The sequence below is a fragment of the Marinomonas mediterranea MMB-1 genome (assembly GCF_000192865.1).
Taxonomy (GTDB): domain Bacteria; phylum Pseudomonadota; class Gammaproteobacteria; order Pseudomonadales; family Marinomonadaceae; genus Marinomonas; species Marinomonas mediterranea.
In genome coordinates this window covers 1634046-1657768 of the sequence record NC_015276.1, presented here as the reverse complement: position 1 = coordinate 1657768, position 23723 = coordinate 1634046, and the positions used below count along the sequence as shown (strand labels likewise).

General features: G+C 44.0%; 21 protein-coding genes. 2 read left to right on the top strand and 19 right to left on the bottom strand.

Annotated elements, in window-relative coordinates; genetic code table 11:
- Positions 1 to 116: 116 nt before the first annotated feature.
- From speE to MARME_RS07390, 13 genes are all read right to left on the bottom strand, one after another.
- Entirely contained in the window at positions 117 to 965 is an 849-nt protein-coding gene (speE, locus tag MARME_RS07450; protein WP_041648387.1) for a polyamine aminopropyltransferase, read from the bottom strand.
- Between the two features lie 153 nt (positions 966 to 1118).
- Positions 1119 to 2078: a lipoyl synthase gene (gene lipA, locus MARME_RS07445; protein ID WP_013660654.1), complete on the bottom strand. Its 960-nt coding sequence runs from the start codon at positions 2076 to 2078 to the stop codon at positions 1119 to 1121.
- Between the two features lie 8 nt (positions 2079 to 2086).
- Complete coding sequence (lipB, locus tag MARME_RS07440) at positions 2087 to 2725, bottom strand: lipoyl(octanoyl) transferase LipB (RefSeq protein ID WP_013660653.1); 639 nt, start codon at positions 2723 to 2725, stop codon at positions 2087 to 2089.
- The gene (locus MARME_RS07435; protein WP_013660652.1) at positions 2725 to 3030 is read right to left on the bottom strand and encodes a DUF493 domain-containing protein; all 306 of its coding nucleotides are present in this window, start codon (positions 3028 to 3030) and stop codon (positions 2725 to 2727) included. Before MARME_RS07435 ends, lipB begins: the two co-directional genes overlap by 1 nt.
- Before the next feature lie 66 nt (positions 3031 to 3096).
- Complete coding sequence (locus MARME_RS07430) at positions 3097 to 4245, bottom strand: D-alanyl-D-alanine carboxypeptidase family protein (RefSeq protein WP_013660651.1); 1149 nt, start codon at positions 4243 to 4245, stop codon at positions 3097 to 3099.
- Between the two features lie 72 nt (positions 4246 to 4317).
- A complete protein-coding gene (locus tag MARME_RS07425; RefSeq protein ID WP_013660650.1) occupies positions 4318 to 5235 on the bottom strand; it encodes a septal ring lytic transglycosylase RlpA family protein in 918 nt (305 codons plus the stop codon).
- Complete coding sequence (gene mltB / locus MARME_RS07420) at positions 5225 to 6295, bottom strand: lytic murein transglycosylase B (protein ID WP_049787760.1); 1071 nt, start codon at positions 6293 to 6295, stop codon at positions 5225 to 5227. Before mltB ends, MARME_RS07425 begins: the two co-directional genes overlap by 11 nt.
- Positions 6292 to 7413 (bottom strand): rod shape-determining protein RodA, encoded by a 1122-nt coding sequence (rodA, locus tag MARME_RS07415; protein ID WP_013660648.1) that lies wholly within the window; start codon positions 7411 to 7413, stop codon positions 6292 to 6294. The genes mltB and rodA overlap by 4 nt, the downstream gene beginning before the upstream one ends.
- The gene (gene mrdA, locus MARME_RS07410) at positions 7410 to 9284 is read right to left on the bottom strand and encodes a penicillin-binding protein 2 (RefSeq protein WP_013660647.1); all 1875 of its coding nucleotides are present in this window, start codon (positions 9282 to 9284) and stop codon (positions 7410 to 7412) included. The genes rodA and mrdA overlap by 4 nt, the downstream gene beginning before the upstream one ends.
- Before the next feature lie 9 nt (positions 9285 to 9293).
- A complete protein-coding gene (gene rlmH, locus MARME_RS07405) occupies positions 9294 to 9761 on the bottom strand; it encodes a 23S rRNA (pseudouridine(1915)-N(3))-methyltransferase RlmH (protein ID WP_013660646.1) in 468 nt (155 codons plus the stop codon).
- Between the two features lie 11 nt (positions 9762 to 9772).
- On the bottom strand, positions 9773 to 10126 hold the full coding sequence (gene rsfS / locus MARME_RS07400) for a ribosome silencing factor (protein WP_223295019.1): 354 nt from the start codon (positions 10124 to 10126) through the stop codon (positions 9773 to 9775).
- Between the two features lie 13 nt (positions 10127 to 10139).
- Entirely contained in the window at positions 10140 to 10820 is a 681-nt protein-coding gene (gene nadD / locus MARME_RS07395) for a nicotinate-nucleotide adenylyltransferase (protein ID WP_013660644.1), read from the bottom strand.
- The gene (locus MARME_RS07390) at positions 10810 to 12069 is read right to left on the bottom strand and encodes a glutamate-5-semialdehyde dehydrogenase (protein WP_013660643.1); all 1260 of its coding nucleotides are present in this window, start codon (positions 12067 to 12069) and stop codon (positions 10810 to 10812) included. The genes nadD and MARME_RS07390 overlap by 11 nt, the downstream gene beginning before the upstream one ends.
- Positions 12070 to 12399: 330 nt before the next feature.
- Here MARME_RS07390 and tsaA point away from each other — a divergent pair, with 330 nt between their 5' ends.
- Both tsaA and MARME_RS07380 read left to right on the top strand, forming a co-directional pair.
- Positions 12400 to 13125, top strand: coding sequence for a tRNA (N6-threonylcarbamoyladenosine(37)-N6)-methyltransferase TrmO (gene tsaA / locus MARME_RS07385; RefSeq protein WP_013660642.1), 726 nt, complete (start codon positions 12400 to 12402; stop codon positions 13123 to 13125).
- The gene (locus MARME_RS07380; protein WP_013660641.1) at positions 13119 to 13421 is read left to right on the top strand and encodes a hypothetical protein; all 303 of its coding nucleotides are present in this window, start codon (positions 13119 to 13121) and stop codon (positions 13419 to 13421) included. Before tsaA ends, MARME_RS07380 begins: the two co-directional genes overlap by 7 nt.
- A 254-nt stretch (positions 13422 to 13675) precedes the next feature.
- Here MARME_RS07380 and rpsA read toward each other — a convergent pair whose 3' ends face one another.
- The 6 genes from rpsA to gyrA all read right to left on the bottom strand — a co-directional run bounded on the left by rpsA (position 13676) and on the right by gyrA (position 23563).
- The gene (rpsA, locus tag MARME_RS07375; RefSeq protein WP_013660640.1) at positions 13676 to 15358 is read right to left on the bottom strand and encodes a 30S ribosomal protein S1; all 1683 of its coding nucleotides are present in this window, start codon (positions 15356 to 15358) and stop codon (positions 13676 to 13678) included.
- Positions 15359 to 15576: 218 nt separating this feature from the next.
- Positions 15577 to 16272: a (d)CMP kinase gene (cmk, locus tag MARME_RS07370; RefSeq protein ID WP_013660639.1), complete on the bottom strand. Its 696-nt coding sequence runs from the start codon at positions 16270 to 16272 to the stop codon at positions 15577 to 15579.
- A 21-nt stretch (positions 16273 to 16293) separates the two neighbouring features.
- Positions 16294 to 18510, bottom strand: a complete 2217-nt coding sequence (locus MARME_RS07365) for a prephenate dehydrogenase/arogenate dehydrogenase family protein (RefSeq protein WP_013660638.1) — start codon at positions 18508 to 18510, stop codon at positions 16294 to 16296.
- 70 nt (positions 18511 to 18580) lie between these two features.
- Positions 18581 to 19699, bottom strand: coding sequence for a prephenate dehydratase (gene pheA / locus MARME_RS07360; RefSeq protein ID WP_013660637.1), 1119 nt, complete (start codon positions 19697 to 19699; stop codon positions 18581 to 18583).
- A 2-nt stretch (positions 19700 to 19701) separates the two neighbouring features.
- Positions 19702 to 20787, bottom strand: a complete 1086-nt coding sequence (serC, locus tag MARME_RS07355; RefSeq protein WP_013660636.1) for a 3-phosphoserine/phosphohydroxythreonine transaminase — start codon at positions 20785 to 20787, stop codon at positions 19702 to 19704.
- A gap of 130 nt (positions 20788 to 20917) precedes the next feature.
- Positions 20918 to 23563: a DNA gyrase subunit A gene (gene gyrA, locus MARME_RS07350; RefSeq protein ID WP_013660635.1), complete on the bottom strand. Its 2646-nt coding sequence runs from the start codon at positions 23561 to 23563 to the stop codon at positions 20918 to 20920.
- Between the last annotated feature and the right edge of the window lie 160 nt (positions 23564 to 23723).

The following is a 23723-nucleotide window of genomic DNA, read 5'->3' as shown; positions in this document are numbered from 1 at the left end:
AGATAAATTCACACTCACATCGCTCTTTAGAACAGAGCTAAATATAATGATTAAAAGGAGGGAAACACCTGAATGCTCATTTTGGTGCGCATTCAGGTGTTAAGAGGTGTATGCCGTTATATTGCATCGATCACGTATTGTGGTAAAGCAAACGCAGCAGCATGTAGTTCAGGTGTATAAAAACGAGTCTTAAAGCCCGCTTTCTCAAAACGCTCTCGAATAACTGACGCTTCGACGGAACGAGCAGATTCATTATCTGTTCCCCAAGCAAAAGTCATGATGCCGCCTACGTAAGTAGGAACGGCAGCAGAGTAAAATGAAACATCGCTAAAGTAAGGAGATAAGCGCTTTGCAGTCGTAGATACTTCGTCAATTTGCATAAAGCTTACGCCATTTTGAGCGACGAATATTCCACCCTCATTCAAACAACGCTTACAACCTTCATAGAATCGAGAACTAAAAAGCACCTCTCCAGGACCAATAGGATCGGTGCAATCCGATATAATGACATCAAATTTATCAGAAGTTTCACTTACATAGTCGACACCATCGGCAATGACAACCGTTGCTTTTGGATCATCAAATGCGCCAGCAGAGTGGTTAGGCAAATACTCTTTACACATATCCACAACAGCTTGATCGATTTCGACCTGCGTTACACTCTCGACTTCAGGATGACGTAATACCTCTCTCAGCATGCCGCCATCGCCGCCACCAATGATTAGCACTCGTTTGGCATCACCGTGTGCAAACAAAGGAACATGCGCCATCATTTCGTGGTAAATAAATTCATCTCTTTCAGTTGTCTGAATGACACCATCCAATGCCATGATGCGTCCAAACGTTTCGTTTTCAAAGATGATTAAATGTTGGTGATCCGTATCAAGCTCAAAAAAGACCTGATCAACATCAAAGCTTTGACCGTATCCGCTATGTAGTGTTTCGCGAAGTGTACGCTTTTCCATAATTTCCCCCAGGAAGTCCATCAGCCGATTCTATTTCTCAACTGAATAAATAATATTTAAAAGCACATAATGAAATAGTTTTCTCGCATAAAAAAAGCGGCATGGTGGAAACTATGTTTCCGGCATCCCGCTTCGTTATTTAAGTAAACTGATTTATGAAACTCGCTCACCATGAGCCTGCTTGTCTGCATGGTAGGAAGATCGAACCAATGGACCACACGCGGCATGCGTAAAGCCTAATTCTTTCGCAACCTGCTCATAGCGCTCAAACTCTTCTGGCGGCACAAAGCGGTCCATAGGGAAATGGTGTTTAGAAGGCTGAAGATATTGACCAATAGTCAGCATTTCTACATTGTGAGCGCGAAGGTCTTTCATCACCTCAACAATTTCCTCAAATGTTTCACCCATCCCAACCATTAAACCAGATTTTGTTGGTACGTCAGGGCAGCGTTCTTTGAAATTTTTCAGTAGATCCAAAGACCACTGATAATCTGACCCCGGACGAACTTGACGATACAAGCGCGGAATCGACTCCAAGTTATGATTGAACACATCTGGTGGCGATTGCGTTAAGATGTCAACAGCGACGTCCATACGACCACGAAAATCCGGTACAAGCGTTTCAATCTCGATGTTTGGAGATAATGCTCGCGTTTCATCAATACAATTCACGAAATGCTGAGCACCACCATCACGTAGATCATCTCGGTCTACCGACGTAATCACCACATACTTAAGCCTCATATCCCTAATTGCTGCTGCAAGCTCTTTAGGCTCGTCTTCGCTTAACGCATTCGGTCTACCGTGCGCAACATCACAGAAAGGGCATCGACGGGTACATATATCACCCATAATCATAAAGGTTGCCGTCCCATTACTGAAACACTCGCCTAAATTTGGGCAATTTGCTTCCTCACATACCGATGCAAGCTTATGCTCTCGTAAGGTACTTTTAATACGTGCAATCTCAGGCGACGCTGGAATTCTCACACGCAGCCAATCAGGCTTACGGGGGATTTCCTCTGTAGGAATCACTTTAACCGGAATACGAGCCATTTTTTCCGCGCCGCGAAGTTTTTCACCTTGTACGACACGCTTGCGTTCTGTGTTCATTAATTCATTTACCCTTTCTGAATCATCGGAGACTGGAATCCGAGATGTGTAGCCAGCTCTAATGCCATGTCTTTCTTAACATCGGACATTAACACTGTTGAGTTGAGGCGTTTCATATCAATCATTTGTAGCCCTTGATAGCCACAAGGGTTAATACGCAAGAACGGAGTCAAATCCATATCGACATTAAGTGCTAGCCCATGGAATGAGCACCCTCTTCGAACCCGCAACCCTAACGAAGACACCTTCATTTCATTAACATAAACACCTGGAGCATCCGGTTTTGGATAGGCATCTATATCATATTTCTTTAGTACAGCGGCAACGGCATTTTCAAGCGCTGATACAAGCTCTCTCACCCCCATCCCCAATCGCTTAAGATCAATCATTACGTAAGCGATTAGTTGACCTGGGCCATGATAAGTCACTTGACCTCCGCGGTCAGCCTGTATTACAGGAATATCACCCGTTTCAATCAGGTGCTCTTCTTTACCAGCTTGCCCTTGCGTAAATAGCGGAGGATGCTCAAGCAACCAAATCTGATCTGGCTGCTCTTTTGTTCTTGTTTGGGTGAAGTCTTTCATCTCCTCCCAAGTTTTTTCGTACTCAACAAGACCGATGTCTCGAACAATCAGCTCTTTCGACATCACATAACCATCTTGATGGATTGAATTGCCTTTAATGCAGCATCCAGTTCTGCTAAATGCGCTTCACTTTGTGCGATTATTCTAAAGCTATAACTGATAAAGCGTCCTTTGCTAGAACGATTGTTTGTGATAGTCGAGCAGTCTAACTCTGGAGCGAGCGTATTTAAACACGCAACCAACTCATCAAAACCACCATCGACATCCAACGCAACGACCTTTATTAGGTAGTTTTCACAAGGAAACTCTATTTTAGGTGCGTCTGCTGGATCGGCAGCAGGCGCACCATTTTTTGTAATCAAAGCCATTTATGTTTCTCAATTGGTTAGGAAGTATGAAGGTACTGCCCCTTTCACACTTCCTTAAAGCGACTATTAAAATAGATTCATAAAGAACCGCTTAATTTTATCAAATAAGCGCTTAAAGAAGCCACCTTCTTCAACAGATTCAAGCGCTACTACTTCTCGCTCAAGTAGTACGTTACCTTCCTGACCAACGATCACTTTACCTAATACATCACCAGCAGAAATAGGCGCTTCTATCACTGGAGCTAAGTCCAATGTAGCAGGAATTGAATCCGCTTGTTGACGAGGCATGGTGACAAGTACGTCGTCTGTAAAACCGACTTTAACCGAATCAGTTGCGCCGCCCCATACATGAGCATTATTCACTACTTGGCCTGCACTGTAGAGCTTACGGGTCTCATAGTATCGAAAACCGTAGTTCATTAATTTCTGAGACTCAGTCGCACGCGCTTCGTCCGACGACGTCCCCATTACAACACTAATCAAACGCGTTCCATTACGAACTGCAGACGCAGCTAGGCAGTAACCTGCGGCTTGAGTATGGCCTGTTTTAAGACCATCTACCGTTTTGTCTCGCCACAGCAGCTTATTGCGGTTTGGTTGGCGAATATCATTGTAGGTGAAGTATTTTTCCGCATACATTTTATAACTTTCAGGGAACTGTAGAATTTTAGCACGAGACAATAAGGCTATATCGTAAGCACTTGAATAGTGATTCTCAGCAGGAAAGCCAGTTGAATTCTGAAAGTGCGTATTTTTCATACCAAGCAACTGAGCATGTTGATTCATTAAGTCGACAAATGCCCCTTCTGCGCCAGCAATGTGCTCCGCAACTGCGACACTCGCATCATTGCCTGATTGAATAATAATGCCGCGCATTAGGTCTTCTAGTTTTACGCGTGTTCCTTCACGAATAAACATACGAGACCCTTTCATGCGCCAAGCGGCCTCACTGACTCTAACTTGATCGTCGTATGAAATATTTCCTCGAGCTATTTCATAATCAGCAATATAAGCCGTCATAAGCTTTGTTAAACTTGCTGGTGGTAATTCTTTGTGGGAGTTTTGCTCTACCAAAACCTCGCCCGTGTAGGCATCCATCAAAATATAACTGCTCGCCGATAACTGAGGGGGCGCAGGAATAAGAGAAGGAGCAGCGTTCACCTCTATTGAGAAAAGACTGGTAAAAACTAATAAAATTCCAATAAGTCGTTTCATATTCTAGAACATCACCTAACTATTAATATATGAGGGAAATAATACTAGACTGCCAAATAAGGCTCTAGTACTTCACTGAGATAACGCAACCTTTACACTTTTTGCAAAACCCGCATCTTCTAATTTTGTTTGCCATTCGGCGAGCATAGCGGGCGAATTATAAGGGCCAACAAGGACTTTATAAAGCCCAGAATCACTTGATATAACCTGCACAATAATCTGTGTATCAAACTGCTCAATGAGCTTATTTTTGAGAGATTCGGCGGAATCCTGAGAACTAAACGCGCCAAGTTGCAGATGCGTAAACGAAGAGGTTACTTTTACAGAAGATGGCTGAGGCGCTTTCGGCACCACTACTGGTGTCTTTGCAACCGCGTTACTATTTGTTTTTACTGTAAGAGTCTGACCAGGCTTGGGGGTAATCGCTTCCACTTTAACCCTCGCCAACCCCTTTTTATGATAATCAAGGCGCACTGCTGCCGCATAAGACAAATCAATCAGACGATCACCGTGAAAAGGGCCACGATCATTGACCCTGACAATAACCGAACGGCCATTATCAATATTAGTTACTTTTAAGTAAGTAGGCAGAGGCAAACTCTTATGAGCTGCCGAAAAGGCGTACATGTCATAGGTTTCGCCATTAGACGTTTTATGCCCATGAAATTTTTTACCGTACCACGAGGCGGTTCCTTGCGCACTATACCCTTCGGCACTAGACATCACATAGTACTGCTTACCCCACACGACATAAGGGCTCTTATTACCACCACGACTTTTAGGCTCCCATTTTGGCACCAAGTCAGGAAGATGGTCTACTTTAACATCAGAAGACGGCCCATGATCTTGCAGTATGGTATAGCGTCCGCCGCCCGTTGCTTTATCTAAATCCGCTGAAGACGATCCGCCTCCATTGATATGCTTGGTGCTCATGCAGCCATTGAGCGACAGCCCTATAACGATGAGTATCAGCAGTCTATTACAGTTCATTTACCTTTAACCTATTCGCTAATTCAATTACAGACATGGCATATCGTCGACTTGGGTTGTAATCCATCACGGTAAAGAAATTTTCAGACGCTAACCAATAACTAACTTGAGTAGGGGCAGTCCGTAATTTAATCAGCCCCATTTTGTCATTACTACTTAATTTAGAATACACACCAAGGTTCGCCCATTCATGGCGATCATAAATGGGCTTTCGACCTTTATTTGAAAGCGAAGACACTTTTTTAGTATCCATTACATCAGCGGAAACAACCCAATTTTTATTCGCTTCCCACCCATGGAAGCGCAAATATCGAGCGACACTCCCAATGGCGTCAGCCGGAGACTCCCACAGATCAATATGACCATTACCATCAAAGTCCACTGCCAGCTTAATATAATTGCTAGGCATAAATTGAACCATCCCTAGTGCACCACTGTAGGAACCGTTTGTATTACCTATCCCCCAACTCTCTTGTCGGGCAAGCAATAAGTAGGCCTCCAACTCTCTCTGAAAGTACTTTCCACGTCTAGGGTAGTCGAACGCTAAGGTCGTCAACGATGTAAATACGTCTCGAGACCCTGTAATTCTGCCATATGCGGTTTCGACACCAATAAGCGCAACAATAATACTCCAATCGACACCGTACTGTTGCTGTGCTTTTTTCAACCACTCTTTATTGCGTTGAGCAAAAGCAATGCCTTCATTAATACGAGAGTCATTAACGAAGCGTTTCTTGTATTCAAAATAAGGCGTTATTACTTCAGGCTGATTATTCGACTTCTTAATAACTTGGGGGCGCTGTTGAATTGAAGAGAACGCTCGAACCAGCGTATTTTTATCATAGTCATGCTTTTGTGCTATTACTTCTACGAACGCCTGTACCTCTTGTCGTAAGTAATAATTATTTGGCGCCCCGGAACGATTTTCGTCCGTTGCCATTACTTCAGACTCACCATTAGGCGAAACAGTATCGACCTCATGCACGGCATCTGAAGGCGTGCTCGAACAGGAAGCGACCAAACACAAACACATTATCCATAACGTAACTTTTTTCATCATCTCGCTCGTTTATGAGTTTGAATAGACATTAATATACCGAACGTTGCCATAATCGTAATAATCGATGTGCCACCGTAGCTGACAAGTGGCAAAGGAACACCTACTACAGGCAGTATTCCAGATACCATTCCAATGTTTACGAACATATAAACAAAAAACGTCAATGTTAAGCTACCCGCTAAAAGCCTAGCGTAATTGTCTTCAGCTGTCGCCGAAATATATAAGCCTCGTGCTATTACGAGCAAATACGCGAATATAAGCACGCCACATCCAAGCATTCCGAACTCTTCACCCAACACAGCAATAATAAAGTCTGTATGGCTTTCTGGTAGAAAATTAAGCTGAGCTTGAGTTCCTTCAAGCCACCCTTTTCCATATACACCACCTGAGCCTATCGCCGTCTTTGACTGAATAATATTCCAGCCAGAACCCAAAGGGTCACTCTCAGGGTTTAAAAACGTTAAAACTCGCTGGCGCTGATAATCATGCATGACATGCCAAAGCAAATACCCAGCAACAGGCGCACAAGCTCCCGCTGAAAGCATGTATATCCAAGGAAGCCCAGCTAAAAACAAGACAAACAAACCGGACACAGCAACTAAAAGAGACGTCCCTAGGTCTGGCTGCTTCGCAATCATTAAAACGGGTATGACGATAATCACTAAAACTGTCGCTATTTGCTTAAATGATGGAGGCAAAGGTCGATGCGCAAAATACCAAGCAATCATCATGGGCATGACAATCTTCATAATCTCAGACGGTTGAAATCTCGGCCCACCCGGAATTTCCAACCAACGTTGGGCGCCTTTCGCTCCCACACCAAACAACAAAACGCCTACAAGTAAACCCGCGATCGCAACAAACAAAAGTGGAGAGGCTCGTAACATATATTTAGGCGGCAGTTGCGCCAATGCCAGACACACCGCAAACCCTAATGCCAAACGAAAGACTTGCCGCTCAACCATTTCCATATTCTGTCCAGAAGCCGAATACAAAACGACTAAGCCTCCAGACATAAGCAACACAAGAGAAGCAGCTAATAGAACATCGATGTGAGTCAAACGCCATAACCTGGCATTTGTAAAACGTATAAACCTTTGATACCAAGTAGCATTCACGATTGATCTCCCTTTAGAAAATCATACTGCTTTGGATAATCATCGTTCAAATATGCATCAAACAATTGCTTAGTGAGATCAGCAGGTTTGGAGCTACTCCCGCCATTTTCAAAAATGGAGAACACGACAATATCAGGCTTGTCTGATGGGGCGAAGCCGATAAATAATGCATGATCGTGAAGCCGTTTTACCAAGTTCTTGGCATCGTATTCCTCATCTTCTTGCAAACTAAATACTTGCCCCGTTCCCGTCTTACCTGCAATTGAGTAATCCGTTCCACGGAGGCGTCTTGCCGTTCCTTTCGAGTCAGTAACTACTTTTCGCATCGCGTTCACCATGCGTTCCCAATTTTTGTTGTTCTTAAGCTTTATCTTATGATCTTCACCGGCAACCCCAAAATCAATCGGTTCCTGCTCAACGGTTTCGACCATACGTGGGGAGTAGTAATGCCCTCGATTAGCCAACGCGGTTACTGCTGTTGCGATTTGAATCGGCGTCGCAACCATAAAACCCTGCCCGATCCCAACGTTTACAGAGTCCCCTGGATACCAAGATTCTTTATATTTCGCTTTTTTCCACTCATTTGAAGGCAACAACCCTTTTCCTGCACCATTCAAGTCGAGAACCGTTCGATCGCCGAACCCGAATTGGGATAGAAAGTTGTGGATAGGTGTAATACCCATTTTATGGGCTAATTGATAATAGTAAGTATCGACAGACTCAATAATGGAGCGCTCTAAATTAATCCAACCATGACCTTCTCGCTTCCAATCTCTATAGCGACGGCCATTTGGATTTATTTGATAGAATCCTTTGGCATAATAGCTTTCGTTCCAAGAAGAAAAGCCGTATTCAAGGCCCGCAAGTGCCATAAATGGTTTTATTGTCGACGCGGGAGGATAACCACCTCGAAGCGCCCTATTAAACAGCGGCAAGCGTTTAGAATCTCTAAGAGACGCGTAGTTTTTTGAGGAGATACCACGCACAAATAAATTGGGATCAAAGCCCGGCTTCGAGACCAACGCTAAGATACCACCAGTATTCGGGTCTAACGCGACAACGGACCCTTTATAATCTCCAAGTAAGTCATAGGCGTATTGTTGTAAACGCGCATCGAGGTAAAGATGAAGATCGTGACCTGGTACTGGGTTTTGTCTCTCCAACTCTTCCATAATTCGGCCACGAGCATTGACTTCAACCTTAGATATCCCAGGGCGGCCAAATAACTCATTTTCATAAAACCCTTCTACACCCGTTTTACCTATAAATTGAGCACCTTGATAGGACTGGTTATCCACTCGCTTTAAGTCTTTTTCGGTTATGCGACCAACGTAACCAATTGCATGTGCAAATGCTTCACCATAAGGGTAATATCGGGTTAATTGAGCCTCAACCTGCACCCCATCAAGTTTGTATAAATCAACTGAAACTTTTGCCCACTCTTCATCCGTCAATTGTGACTTTAGTGTAATAGACTGATAAGGACGCCTATATTCTTTACGTCGTTGATCAAACGTCCGCCACTCATCCTCAGATATGTTCAAAATGCCGGAAAGCATTCCTTTGAGTTTAGGCAAGTTAGAAACACGTTCGGGAGTGATCGTTAAACTGTGGATAGGACGATTGTCAGCTAAGACAACGCCATGTCGATCGTAAATAAGCCCACGCGGTGGTGGCTCAGTGACAAGCATCACTCGATTATCGTCGGCTTTGGTAACGTATCTCTGATGCTCAACGACTTGCAAATAAAACAATCGAGACATCAAAATAAGAGAAAGGATTAATACAAAAACAGCGGAGAATATCACTCGCCTTTGCGTAAGAGATTGCTCTTGCCGATAGTTCCGAAAAATATGATGTTTATGGCCCAAGTTTCACCCTCAACGATGATAAGGATGATTATTCATAAGCGTCCAAGCTCGATACACCTGCTCAGCGAGAATAATTCTAACCATTGGGTGAGGAAGTGTGAGCGCAGAAAGAGACCAAGCTTGATTCGCCATTGCGGTACAGCGAGGATCTAACCCGTCTGGTCCACCGACTAAAAGTGAAATATTATAGCCATCCATACGCCATTGCTCAGCTTGATCCGCCAACTTATCCGTCGACCAATTCTTACCCAGCACTTCTAAAGCAATCACTTTGTCGCCAGAAGGGATGGCATCGAGCATCGCATCCCCTTCTTTCTTTATCGCTTTCGCTATATCGGCATTTTTACCACGCGGCGCCATAGGAATTTCTATTAGCTCTAATGCAAAATCCTTTGGGAGACGCTTGGCATAATCATCATAACCTTGCGTTACCCATTTCGGCATTTTCGTTCCTACTGCAATTAAGCGTATGCGCATTATCGGTTCGCCTATTGCTCTCTGGTCTTAATATCCCAAAGTTTTTCTAGATCATAGAAAGAGCGAGCTTCTTCAGTCATGACATGAACAACAACATCATGTAAATCGACCAATACCCATTCACTACCCATTTCTCGACCTTCGCTGCCAAGAGGCTGAAGTCCATTAGACTTTAAATGCTCAACAACATTTTGGCCCAAGGATTGAACATGGCGTTTTGAAGTACCAGTACAGATAACCATGTAGTCCATCATGTCTGTTAATTCGCCGACTTCAAGAACGGTGATTTTGTCACCTTTCACATCTTCTAGTGCTTCTACAGCATGAGACAGAATCTCGTCAGCTTGCATTTGGTTTTCACTCATATAGTAAAGTTACCTATTTATATAATTGGTTATGATCAATGTATTCTTGTACAGCTTTTGGCAATAGGTAGGCTATAGACAACGATTGCCTACAAAGGTTTCGAATCATACTTGATGAAATCCCTAGAGGTGTTAACGTTTCAAGCCAAACTTTGCCTGCGGGCGCGGATTGTAACTCAATTGCAGACAATGCTCGATGATTTTCGTAAAACGCATTTAACTCAGAAATATACTCCGAATCCCAGCCTGGCCTAGCCACAACCACGATATGACAGTATTCGGTTAAATCCCACCAATCTGCCCATGTTGGCAAGGAAAGAAAACTGTCCGTTCCAAGCACCATAATAAGAGGTTCGGATTCCCCTATTTCAGAGCGTATGGTCTTAAGCGTATCAATCGTATAACTCGGCCCTTCCCTTGTTATCTCACGGTCATCAACACAGAGCCGCGAATCGTTTTCGATCGAAAGACGAACCATATCTAAGCGTTGAAGCGCGCTTACGTTGGGCCTATCTTTATGAACAGGCTGAAAGCAAGGTACCAATCTAAGCTCTTTAAAGCCATGCTTATCGAGAAGATCAATCGCGGACCGTAAATGACCATGATGAATAGGATCAAAGGTGCCACCCATAATGACGACCCCTTTGCTCCTTTGACCAGCCGATAAAGCAGACAAACTTGAATCAATTGTCACGTGTATGACCGTCTCCCATCACTACGTACTTTTGACTCGTCAATCCCTCTAAACCGACTGGGCCTCGTGCGTGGATTTTATCCGTTGATATTCCAATTTCCGCCCCTAGACCATATTCAAAACCATCAGCGAACGCAGTCGATGCATTAATCATGACTGATGACGAGTCAACAGCCGTCATAAACAATCTCGTTTTAGAATAGTCCTGAGACACAATCGCATCCGTATGATGAGAACCGTACTTATTAATATGCTCAATCGCTTCGTTCATACTTGAAACAATTTTCACAGACAATTTAGGCCCAAGATATTCGGTGTACCAGTCTTCTTCGGTTGCTAAGCCTATACCACTCAAAATCTTTTGCGTTTCAGCACACCCAACCAACTCCACACCTTTTTCACCAAAAGCGGCCGCCAATTTGGGTAAAAAAATGTCCGCTATGTCTTTATGCAGCAACAATGATTCCATCGCATTGCAAACACCATAACGTCGAGTCTTTGCATTCATTGCAATAGCGTACGCTTTATCCAAATCAGCTTGATCGTCTACATAAACATGGCAGTTACCATCAAGGTGCTTAATAACAGGCACTCTTGCATCGTTGCTTATTCTAGTAATCAAACCTTTTCCGCCACGTGGCACAATGACATCAACAAACTCAGACATGCTAATTAATTTACCAACCGCATCACGGTCTGTCGTATTTATAACCTGAACAGCATACTCTGGCAGATGTGCCTTCTTAAGTCCGAGTTTTACAGCATGAGCGATCGCCTGATTGGAGTAATACGCTTCGCTACCACCCCTTAAAATAGCTGCATTGCCAGACTTCAAACACAAACTTGCCGCATCAATCGTTACATTTGGGCGGGACTCGTAAATAATACCTATAACACCCAATGGCACCCTCATCTTTCCGAGGTGAATACCAGACGGGCGATACACCATATCAGTGATTTCACCAATTGGATCAGGAAGCGCTGCGACCTGATTCAACCCTTCTATCATGGAGTCAATACGAGCATCCGTTAATTCAAGACGATCCAAAAGAGCAGCATCTAAACCTTTCGCGTGGCCCGCTTCGATATCTTTCGCATTTTCGACTTTTAATAGGGGTCGAGCTGCCTCTAGCGCGTCAGCCATTGCACATAAGGCTTGATTTTTTTCTTCCGTTGACACGCTCGCTAACTTGCGAGATGCAGATCGAGCTTGTTGCCCAACCTCTTTCATATAAGCATCTATAGACATAACTCTTAAACCACCTGAAATACATTATAAGTGCGATTACTTCACCACACAGATTACGTTATCTATGAAAAACTAACCGTAACATTCTTAATTACTAGTAGAATCGGTATACTACCACAAAGTTTTTCTTGCTGGTTATTGAAAAGCCTTCTCTAACAAGTTGCGCGATGACAATCTACCTTAGAAGCATATCGTTACTATTCAGATGCAAATACACAACTCCAGACATTCGGCGCACATATAGCATTCTTAGGTTTTTGTTAGATCCACGCATCCAGCTAGATATGTATTTTGACATTCCACAAGATTATTCGAAAATTGGAGCGAACATTGACCTCTTCCACAACGTTTGAATTCACTCAAATCGGTGTCATTCACTCTTGTTATACTGAAAAATTTGGCATCCCCCGCCAACCTGGACTCGTAGAAGAGACAACAGCCTCTCTGGAGCTGCTCCCTCCGTTCAATCGCGAAGACATACTCGACGGATTGGAAGGCTTCTCTCATATATGGGTTCACTTCGTTTTTCATAAATGCATTCAAGAAAAATGGAAAGCCAAAGTTCGCCCTCCAAGATTAGGTGGTAAAGAGAAAATGGGCGTATTTGCTACACGAGCGACGCATCGACCAAACCCGATCGGACTATCAGTATTAAAAATCGACAAAATACACAAGCATGGCAAGAAAATATTTATTGACTTGCAAGGCGCAGATCTATTGGATGGAACACCCGTTATAGACATAAAGCCCTACCTGCCTTACGCAGATATAAAGACGGATGCATTAGGCGGTTTCGCACCAGAAAAGTCCGCCCCCTCACAAGTCGAATTTAGCGAACTCGCGACACATCAAGCAATCAGCTATGAAAAAAAATTTGGTCGAAACCTGCTATCCTTAATAAAGCAAGTAATTGAGCAAGACCCAAGACCATCCTACCTTTCGAACACGACTGACCGACACCATGGAATTAAACTATGGAATACCAATATAAAATGGCTCGCTAAGGAAGATCACTTGCTTGTAACCGAAATTGAGGTAGAAGACGACGTATGTTAAAAAAAAATATGATAAAGGCGTACCAAAACAACGCGACTCTAAAAAAGCAATCAGATTTATCAACAAGCACGCATCAAGGGCACACAAATCCCAAAAATCAACAACAGAAAGAAAATAAAAATGAGAAGGATCTTTACCGCTCAGATCAGGACGAAAAGTTAATTAAAGACTACCATTATGCGAAGTTTCAAAAAAATTTAGATCAAATTCAAAACAACCAATCACTTCAATCACTTATAGAAAAAGACGAATGGAGTGAAGACGACATCAAAACACTTTTAGCCAACTTTAGATAGCAAAGCGTCATGAACCAAGGCTATATACTCAACCATTAAATCTCTAATCACTTCCCCACAGAGAGAAACTTCCCCATTCACCTATACCCATACTTATCCACATGTTCTGTGTATAGTATTTTTGTCAATTAGTTAGACATTAAAAAAACACTCTGCGAACAAATTTTATCTAATATTTTTTCCAGAAAACACACAATCAAAAAGGCATAAAAAAAGCGAGCCGAAGCTCGCTTTTTATCCAACATAAAGTCAGATTAGTTTTGGTTTTCTAGTTGAGCTTTGATTAGGTCACCGATTGTAGTCGGGCCATTTGCTTCAACTTGTTGCTTCTCTGAGTGAGACTTAAGAGCAGCTTTCTCTTCAGAAGCGTCTTTAGCCTTAACAGAGATGCTGATAGTACGAGCTTTACGATCAACACTTACGATCGCAGCTTCGATAGAATCACCAACATTCAACTCGTTGCGAGCATCTTCAATGCGCTCACGGCTGATATCAGAAACTTTCAAAGAAGCCTCTACACCTTCAGCTAGAGTAACAACCGCACTTTTCGCTTCAACTTCAGTAACAGTACCTGTTACGATCGCGCCTTTGTCATTTTCTGCAACGAAAGCAATAAACGGATCTTCAGCTAGTTGTTTAACACCTAGAGAGATACGCTCGCGCTCAGCGTCGATAGAAAGAACAACGGTCTCAAGAAGGTCACCTTTCTTGTATTGACGTACCGCTTCTTCACCAGTTTCATCCCAAGATAGGTCAGAAAGGTGTACAAGTCCGTCGATACCGCCGTCAAGACCGATGAACACACCAAAGTCAGTGATAGACTTGATTGCACCAGAGATCTTGTCGCCTTTGTTGAAAGAACCAGCAAACTCTTCCCATGGGTTTGGAGTGCACTGTTTGATACCTAGAGAGATACGACGACGCTCTTCGTCGATATCTAGAACCATAACTTCAACTTCGTCGCCGATTTGAACAACTTTAGATGGGTGAATGTTTTTGTTCGTCCAATCCATTTCGGAAACGTGAACAAGACCTTCAACACCTTCTTCTAGCTCAGCGAAGCAACCGTAGTCAGTTAGATTAGTTACACGTGCTGTAACTTTAGTACCTTCTGGGTAACGAGCTTTGATAGCAACCCATGGATCTTCACCCAATTGCTTAAGACCTAGAGATACGCGGTTACGCTCACGGTCAAACTTAAGCACTTTAACATCAATTTCGTCACCTACAGCGATGATCTCGCTTGGGTGTTTGATGCGTTTCCAAGCCATATCAGTGATGTGTAGAAGACCATCAACACCACCAAGGTCAACGAACGCACCGTAATCAGTAAGGTTCTTAACGATACCTTTAACTTCTTGACCTTCTTCAAGAGAAGAAAGAAGAGTTTCGCGCTCAGCACTGTTAGTCGCTTCCATAACAGCACGGCGAGATACAACAACGTTGTTACGTTTTTGATCAAGCTTAATAAGTTTAAACTCAAGATCAACACCTTCAAGGTGAGAAGTATCGCGGATAGGACGTACGTCTACCAAAGAACCTGGCAAGAAAGCACGGATATTTGCGATATCAACAGTGAAGCCACCTTTAACCTTACCGTTGATGATACCTGTAACGATTTCACCCTCTTCGTAGGCTTTTTCAAGAACAGCCCAAGTCTCAGCGCGTTTCGCTTTTTCACGAGAAAGTTTAGTTTCACCGAAGCCGTCTTCAACAGCATCAAGTGCAACTTTAACTTCGTCACCGATGTTTAGAGTGAATTCACCGCTCTCGCTTAGGAATTGAGAACGAGGGATAACGCCTTCAGATTTAAGACCTGCATGAACTGTTACCCAATCGCTGTCGATGTCAACAACGATACCAGTAACAATTGAGCCTGGAGCCATTTCTACGGTTTTAAGGCTTTCTTCAAACAGTTCTGCGAAGCTTTGAGTCATTGTGTTTCCTATAAAAAAAGGACTGTAATTCTACTGAATCACATCCTATCTCCACATTACCAGCAAATATGGGTCAGTTAATAATAGTTGCGGGATTGACTTTGGCTGGTCCAATACCGACTTGGGTAAATTCTAGTCTATTTTAGCACAATTGATACATAGAATAGAACTATCAATTTAGTAAGATAACGAGAAGGCCAAACCTTCCACCAAAACACTTAGCAGGATACTGACGCTATACCCGTTTTAGAAACTTCAGCCAGCACCATAGCAACGACGTCTTCTATGGAAAGATCCGTACTATCTATAACCAATGCTCCTGCTGCGGGAACAAGAGGCGCAACCGCACGATTCGCATCCCGCTCATCACGCTCTTTAATAGTAGCAACCAATTCTTCGTAGTTAACCTCGTCCCCTTTTTGCTGCAATTGCAACAAGCGGCGATTTGCGCGTTCCTCAGCAGTAGCAGTCAAAAACACTTTTACAGGCGCATCTGGAAACACTACCGTACCCATATCTCGCCCATCTGCAACCAACCCAGGCTCTTGAGAAAATGCGCGCTGTCTCATCAATAGCCCTTCACGAACTTCAGGAATTTGAGCCAATTTCGATGCACTGTTTCCAACCAATTCAGTGCGAATAGCTTGGGTGACCGTTTCCCCCTCAAGCACAATATCTACTTTACCTTCTTCACGTTGCTCAAACTGAATGTCTAAGTGTTCAGCAAGCACTCTCAAGGACTCAACATCATCCTCTGTCATACCATGATGCGATACAGCAAGAGCCAGCAGACGATATAATGCACCGCTATCGAGCAAATGCCATCCCAGTTTTTCCGCAACCAACTGACTCACAGTACCTTTACCCGCACCGCTTGGGCCGTCAATCGTAATAACTGGGGACTGATCAATCATAATAATTCCTCTTATACTTTTTTATCGTGCGACGTCGCATTGCAAACCCAATGCCACCATTACACTTTCCAATTCTGTAAATTCTTCTAATAATTTCTGACAGTCATGCACCACACAAGGTTCACGACTTCTAATCCCTAGCGCCAACATAGCCAGGGCAATGTGATAATCCCCAGCAGAGTCCAAATTATTGCCGGATACAGGGTGACCACCTTCGATGTAAACGACATCATTCTCAAATGTAACCTTCACCCCCATATGCCTCAATCCATCGAGCATAGTCATAATTCGATCTTCGTAGTAATACGCAAGAGAGCGTACTCCATAAATTTTCGACGTCCCTTTCGTAAAGGCCGCTAAGACACACACAATTGGCAAACTTTCTCTCAATCGAGTCGTATTTTCTGGCAACAATTCAAAGTTTTTCAATTGGGAAAAGCGAGCCCTCACCCTTCCCTGTGGCAACTTCCCGTTAGCGTCCTTTTCATAACGAATATCAGCCCCTTGTTTACCCAAGAACGGCAACAAACTACCAATATTTTCGCCCGTCAGTGCATTCTCAATGGATAAATCTGAGCCGGGACACAAACACGCAAATGCAAGCAACAAAGCCGTTTTATTTACATCAGCAGGAAGCATTAAATCTGTAGAATGCAACGTAGACGGAGCCGATTTAAATCGCTTGCCCTCGAGCTTCACATTAAAGCCAAATGCTTTTAGTATCTCTACGTCAATCTCGCCATCATCATTTGCCAAAATAACTTGCGACTCACCTGGAGAGAACAAACAAGCCAACATAGCGGACGAAGACAATCGTCTAGAAAACTGAGCCAACGCAATATCCAACGCTTTTGGCACTCTCGACTTTATAGTGACAGGCAAACAATCTGCAGCAGCAGTCTCGACCGTCGCTCCCATTGAGCTCAATATTGCCAACAATGATGAAATAGGACGATTTAAAAGTACCTCATCCGCCGTCACGGAGACTTCAAACTCCTGTCCAGCCAAAACCGGAAGCAAAAGATACAAACTGGTGAGAGATGAATGCACATTAATCGGTGCAATTGGCGCCTTAAGCCCCTTCAACCCCACACCGTGAACTCTCACCTGATTCAATCCAATATCATCAATTACCACACCCATATCACGCAGTGCCTGAACCGTCACTTTAACGTTCCCAGTGAGATCCAGATTATCTATCGTACTCACTCCACAACTAAGGGCGGCGAGTATAACCACTCTATGTGACAAAGATTTGTCACCCGTCAAAGAAACCGCACCTTTCACTGCATTAACAGAAGATAAGGAAATAGAGACGGGTTTAACTTCTGACTGACCTCCCAAGGTACGCTGTTCAAGTAACCTCAAGAAGTGATCTCTTGCAGACTTAGCGCGAGAGAAAACACCAAACATACTCGCCCCATCGCCTTCTACTATGACTTGCCTCATAAAAGACAACCGATCAGTAAAAAGGTCGAGCGTTGCTAACGTCGCTTCTTTGTTAGCCAAAAATACATCACGCCACATAACCGGATCACTCGATGCAATCCGAGTAAAATCACGAAAACCGCCCGCCGCAAATTTAAAGACATCTTGGCTTTTTTCACTGTTCGCAAGCGTATCAACCAAAGTATATGCCAATAAATGAGGTAAATGACTGGATGACGCCAACACATGGTCGTGATGCTCAACATCCATGCCCACGACATCTGAGCCAACCGCTTCCCATAACTTATAAAGCCTGTCCAATAGAACGGGGTCGCTCTCTGGTAACGGAGTTACAATGGCCATATGACGTTCAAATAGATGAGGATTGGCCGCCAATACACCACTTTTCTCGGCACCGGCAATCGGGTGACCAGGGATAAAATTAGCGGGAGCATAACCAAATACCTTTTTAGCCGCCTCAACGACACTCCCTTTCGTTGAGCCTACGTCCGTAATCAAGGTGTCCGGACGAATAAAAGCATGTATTTCTTTTAACACGGAGGCCATTGCGCGCACTGGCGTCGCCAATACAATCACATCCATTTGGGCAATGGTTTCTTGATCCAACTGCGCAGCATAATCAATAACGCCCGTTGAAATACCAAGCGTCAACTCTGCGTCTCTTCTGTCAGCGCCAAACAGGGTAGCCACACCCTTATTTTTAAGCGCCTTCGCAAAAGAGCCACCGATCATACCTAAACCGATAATTAATACATTTCCAAAATGCTCAGACACTTTCTCGTCTTGCATGCAACAACCTATTTTAAATTGAGGCAGCCAAAGCATTTTCTATTGCATCAACCACCAATAACGTCTTTTTTTACAATACCGCGACCGGGTATGAACCAAGCACTTTCACTTCCGAAGCACGCTCTCGAAGCTCACTTATTACCGCTTTACAAGACGCGTCCGAATAATGCCCTACGCAATCGATATAAAAAATATACCCCCATTTGCTGATCAATGAAGGGCGAGTTTCTAGCCGCGTCATATCGACACGATGACGCTCAAACGCTTCCAATAAACGATACAATGCGCCCGGCTCATTTTTAGCACTGATTAGCAAAGAGGTTTTATCGCTGCCACTCGCTGGCACATCTTGATTCCCAATAATCAAGAATCGAGTCGTATTCTCAGGGTGATCCTCGATATTAGAAGATTCTTTCTGCAACCCATATAGCTCACATGCTATTTCACCCGCAATCGCAGCAACAGCCTTGCCGTTACGCCCAGCCTCTGAAACAAGACGAGCAGCCTCTGCATTAGAACTCACAGAAACACGCTCCACGTGAGGCCAATAGCGATCCAACCACGCTCGACACTGAGCCAAAGCCTGCTGATGAGAATAAATGTGCGTAACATCTTCCGCGTTAATATTAGGACTAATCAACAAGTGATGATGAATACGCTCCTCAACCTCACCGCAAATTTTCAGGTGCGATGAACGAAAACTATCCAACGTGTGATTTACAACACCTTCCGTAGAATTCTCTACAGGCACAACACCGTAGTTTGCCGCGCCAGACTCAACTTCACGAAACACCTCATCAATAGCAGCCATAGGAGCACTTACGATAGATTTACCAAAGTGCTTATGAGCAGCTTGCTGAGTAAATGTCCCTTCAGGCCCTAAAAATGCAATACGCATAGGCTTTTCTAACGCCAAACAAGAAGACATAATTTGGCGAAATACTTTCGCCATTTCTTCGTTCCCCAGCGGACCCTCGTTGCGCTCCATAACGCGCCGCAGAACCTGCGCTTCACGCTCGGGGCGATAAAAGACAACGCCCTCTTCACCTTGCTCTGCAACCTTAACATCAGCAACTTTTTGCGCGCACAACGCTCTTTCATTGATAAGTTGCTGAATTTTCTGATCTATCTCATCAATTCGGTCTCTCAGACCAGGAAGCGTATCTGGCAACATCTTTTTATCAAGCATGCTTAAGCTCCGTAACGAGACTCAAAATCTCGCATAAATTCAATAAGCGCCTCAACACCTTCGACAGGCATTGCATTATAAATACTCGCTCGCATACCACCTACAGAACGATGTCCAGCCAATGTCCTCAAACCCGCCGCCTCAGACTCCGCCAAGAACGTCTGCTCAAGAGATTCATCCGCTAACACAAACGGCACATTCATACGTGAGCGATAGGCTACATCGATGGGGTTGCTATACAACTTACTACCATCAATCGCTTTATAAAGGCGTGCCGCTTTTTGCTCATTCACTTTCTCAATAGCTTCTACGCCACCCAACGCTTCCAACCACTCAAACACGAGATCAGCAAGATAAATCGCGAATGTTGGCGGCGTATTTATCATAGAGTTATTTTTGGCAAGGTTTGCAAACGACCAAGTAGAAGGAAGGGCCTCGTTATCAGAACGCTCCAATAGATCTTTGCGGACAATACAGATAACAACCCCTGCCGGCCCTACATTTTTCTGAGCACCCGCGTAAATCATGCCATATTTACTGACATCGATAGAACGAGACAAAATGGTAGATGAAAGGTCTGCAATTATAGGCAAATCCGTTTCAGGCAGATCATCAAATTCAAGACCACCTATCGTTTCATTCGGCGTAATATGAAGGTACGCGGCATTAGGGTCTAGATTGAGCTCCTCCCAACTAGGTACCGTCGTATAATTTTGTTCTTTAGTAGAGCCAGAGACGATGACATCTGCATACTTCTTCGCTTCTTTAATCGCCTTAGCAGACCAAGCACCAGTATCCAAATAACAAACGGTTTTATGATCTGTCACAAAGTTTGCCGGAATTTGTGCAAACAGAGTAGAAGCGCCACCCTGCACAAACAGAATTTCATAATTATCTGGAATATCGAGCAGACGAGTTAAACGTGCTTTGGCGGATTCCAAAATGGAAGTAAATTCACTACTTCTGTGACTCATTTCCATCACAGAAACACCTGCTCCGTGCCAATTTAACAACTCTGCTTGCGCCTTTTTCAATACAGCTTCCGGCAGCGCTGCAGGACCAGAACAAAAATTAAAAGAACGACTCATTCCGCCAATATCCCCATCATCTCACTTACTTAATAAAATCATCCGCCATCACTCAACAAGCAACATCGAACTAAGTAACACTTTTCCAATATCCAACATAAAAGAGGCGCACAATGTGCGCCATCTTTATTTACTCTTCGCCTTCACTGTCGGGCGCTTCGTCCGTTTTTTCAGCCTCTGGTGCATCAGGCGTTGTAGCCTGTTCCTCACCCCGCTCTTCAGACTCAGCATCTTCGCCAGCATCGTCATCTTCATCGACAACACGCTCAACACCAACAAGATGCTCATCATTCATCAATCGAATCAAAGTCACACCCTGAGTATTTCGACCTTGGCAAGAAACCTCAGACGCTCTCGTACGAACAAGAGTCCCCTGATCAGAAATCAGCATGATTTCATCTGTATCCTCGACCTGCGTCGCCCCAACAACTGGACCATTACGCTCGGAAACCTGAATACCAATGACACCTTGTCCACCTCGACCATACACTGGAAAGTCTTCGGTCAATGTACGCTTACCAAACCCATTCTCACAAGCGAATAGAACAGAACAACCTTCTTGCGGAACGATAAGTGAAACCACCTTATACTCATCCGCTAAACGGATACCACGAACACCGGCCGCAGTACGACCCATTGCCCTAACATCACTCTCCTTAAATCGGATCGTTTTGCCGGAACTGGACACAAGCATAATGTCATTTTCGCCTGACGTTTGCGCCACACCCACAAGCTCATCATTCTCATCGAGACTTAAAGCGATCAAGCCTGTTGAACGTGGGCGAGCAAAGTACTCAACAGCAGTCTTCTTCACAGTACCATTCGCTGTCGCCATGAAAATATACGAATCTTCCATTTCATCGTTAAGCGGAAGCAAAGCAGAGATATGCTCCCCTTCTGCTAATGGCAACAAGTTTACAATCGGACGACCTTTAGCAGTACGGCTCGCTACAGGAATCTCAAACACGCGCAGCCAATAGACTTTACCAAAGTTACTGAACAACATAACCGTATCATGGCTACTAGTGACCAAAAGGTGACTAATATGATCTTCGTCTTTCATGGTTGCAGAGGACTTTCCTCGTCCGCCGCGACGCTGAGCCTTGTACTCTTCAAGTGGCTGAGACTTCGCATAACCTGTATCCGAAATAGTCACAACCATTGGCGCTTCATCAATAAGATCTGCAATGGTTAGGTCTTGACGAGAAGTGAGAATTTCAGTCAAGCGCTCGTCACCAAACTGGTCTCGAACAGCCTCCAACTCCTCACAAATAACTTCCATCAAGCGCGTTGGATTACCTAATATTTCCAATAACTCAGCGATAACAGCAATGAGATCTTTGTACTCAGAAAGTAACTTCTCATGCTCCAATCCAGTTAGACGGTGTAAACGTAGGTCCAGTATAGCTTGCGCCTGATCAGGAGATAGGCGATACGCGCCATTATTAAAGCCAAACTGAGGATCTAAGTCATCAGGGCGACAAGCATCTGCGCCAGCCCTTTCCAACATAGCCATCACGTCACCTGGCTGCCACGATTCAGCGATCAACTTCTCACGCGCCTCTGCAGAAGACGGTGAAGTACGAATCAGCTCAATTACGCGATCAATATTAGCAAGCGCAACGGCTAAACCTTCGAGTATATGACCACGCTCACGCGCTTTACGAAGCTCAAAGATAGTACGTCGAGTTACTACTTCGCGACGGTGGCGTACAAAGCACTCAAGGATTTGCTTAAGATTAAGCAACTCAGGACGCCCATCAACCAAGGCAACCATGTTAATACCAAACACAGACTGCAACTGAGTTTGGGTAAAGATATTGTTCACAACGACATCAGGGTTTTCACCGCGACGAAGCTCGATCACAATACGCATACCGTCTTTGTCAGACTCGTCACGCAGTTCACTGATGCCTTCAAGCTTTTTCTCTTTTACAAGCTCAGCGATTTTTTCAATAACTTTTGCTTTGTTCAGCTGATATGGAATCTCAGTAAAGACAATCGCCTGTCGGTTGCCTTTTTCCATATCTTCAACATGATGACGAGCACGCATATAGATGCGACCACGCCCTGTTTTATAAGCTTCAACAATACCTGCGCGACCATTAATGAACGCACCTGTAGGGAAATCAGGACCAGGAATAAACTCCATCAGCTCATCGATCTCAATCTCAGGACGATCGATCAAAGCCAAACAACCATTAATAACTTCAGTAAGGTTATGAGGAGGGATATTGGTCGCCATACCCACAGCGATACCAGCAGAACCGTTTACCAATAAGCCAGGGATTCGTGCAGGAAGCACCTCCGGCATGGTTTCCGATTCATCATAGTTAGGAACAAAGTCAACGGTCTCTTTCTCTAAATCCATCAATAAGTGATGAGAGATTTTGTCCATTCTTATTTCGGTATAACGCATTGCTGCAGCGCTATCACCATCGACAGAACCGAAGTTACCCTGACCATCTACTAAGGTGTAACGCATTGAGAAAGGCTGGGCCATACGGACAATTGTCTCGTAAACCGCGGAATCACCATGCGGGTGATATTTACCTATTACGTCACCAACAATACGAGCAGACTTTTTGTAGGGTTTATTCCAATCATTTTTTAATTCGTTCATCGCATACAAAACACGGCGATGCACTGGTTTCAAACCATCACGCACGTCGGGGAGAGCTCGCCCAACGATAACACTCATTGCGTAATCAAGGTACGAACCTTTTAATTCGTTTTCTATACTGACAGGAATGATTTCTTTGGCTAATTCACCCATAGGTACAACCGATCCTTATGCCTGAAGTCGAAATGACTTCCTACTATCTTTTTATAAGCGCGAAATTATATCACAACCATTTGTGGAACACCCATATTTTGCCAACACGTTTCGTCGGCACACAACAAAATCAGCTCTAATTGACGCAAACTATGACTAA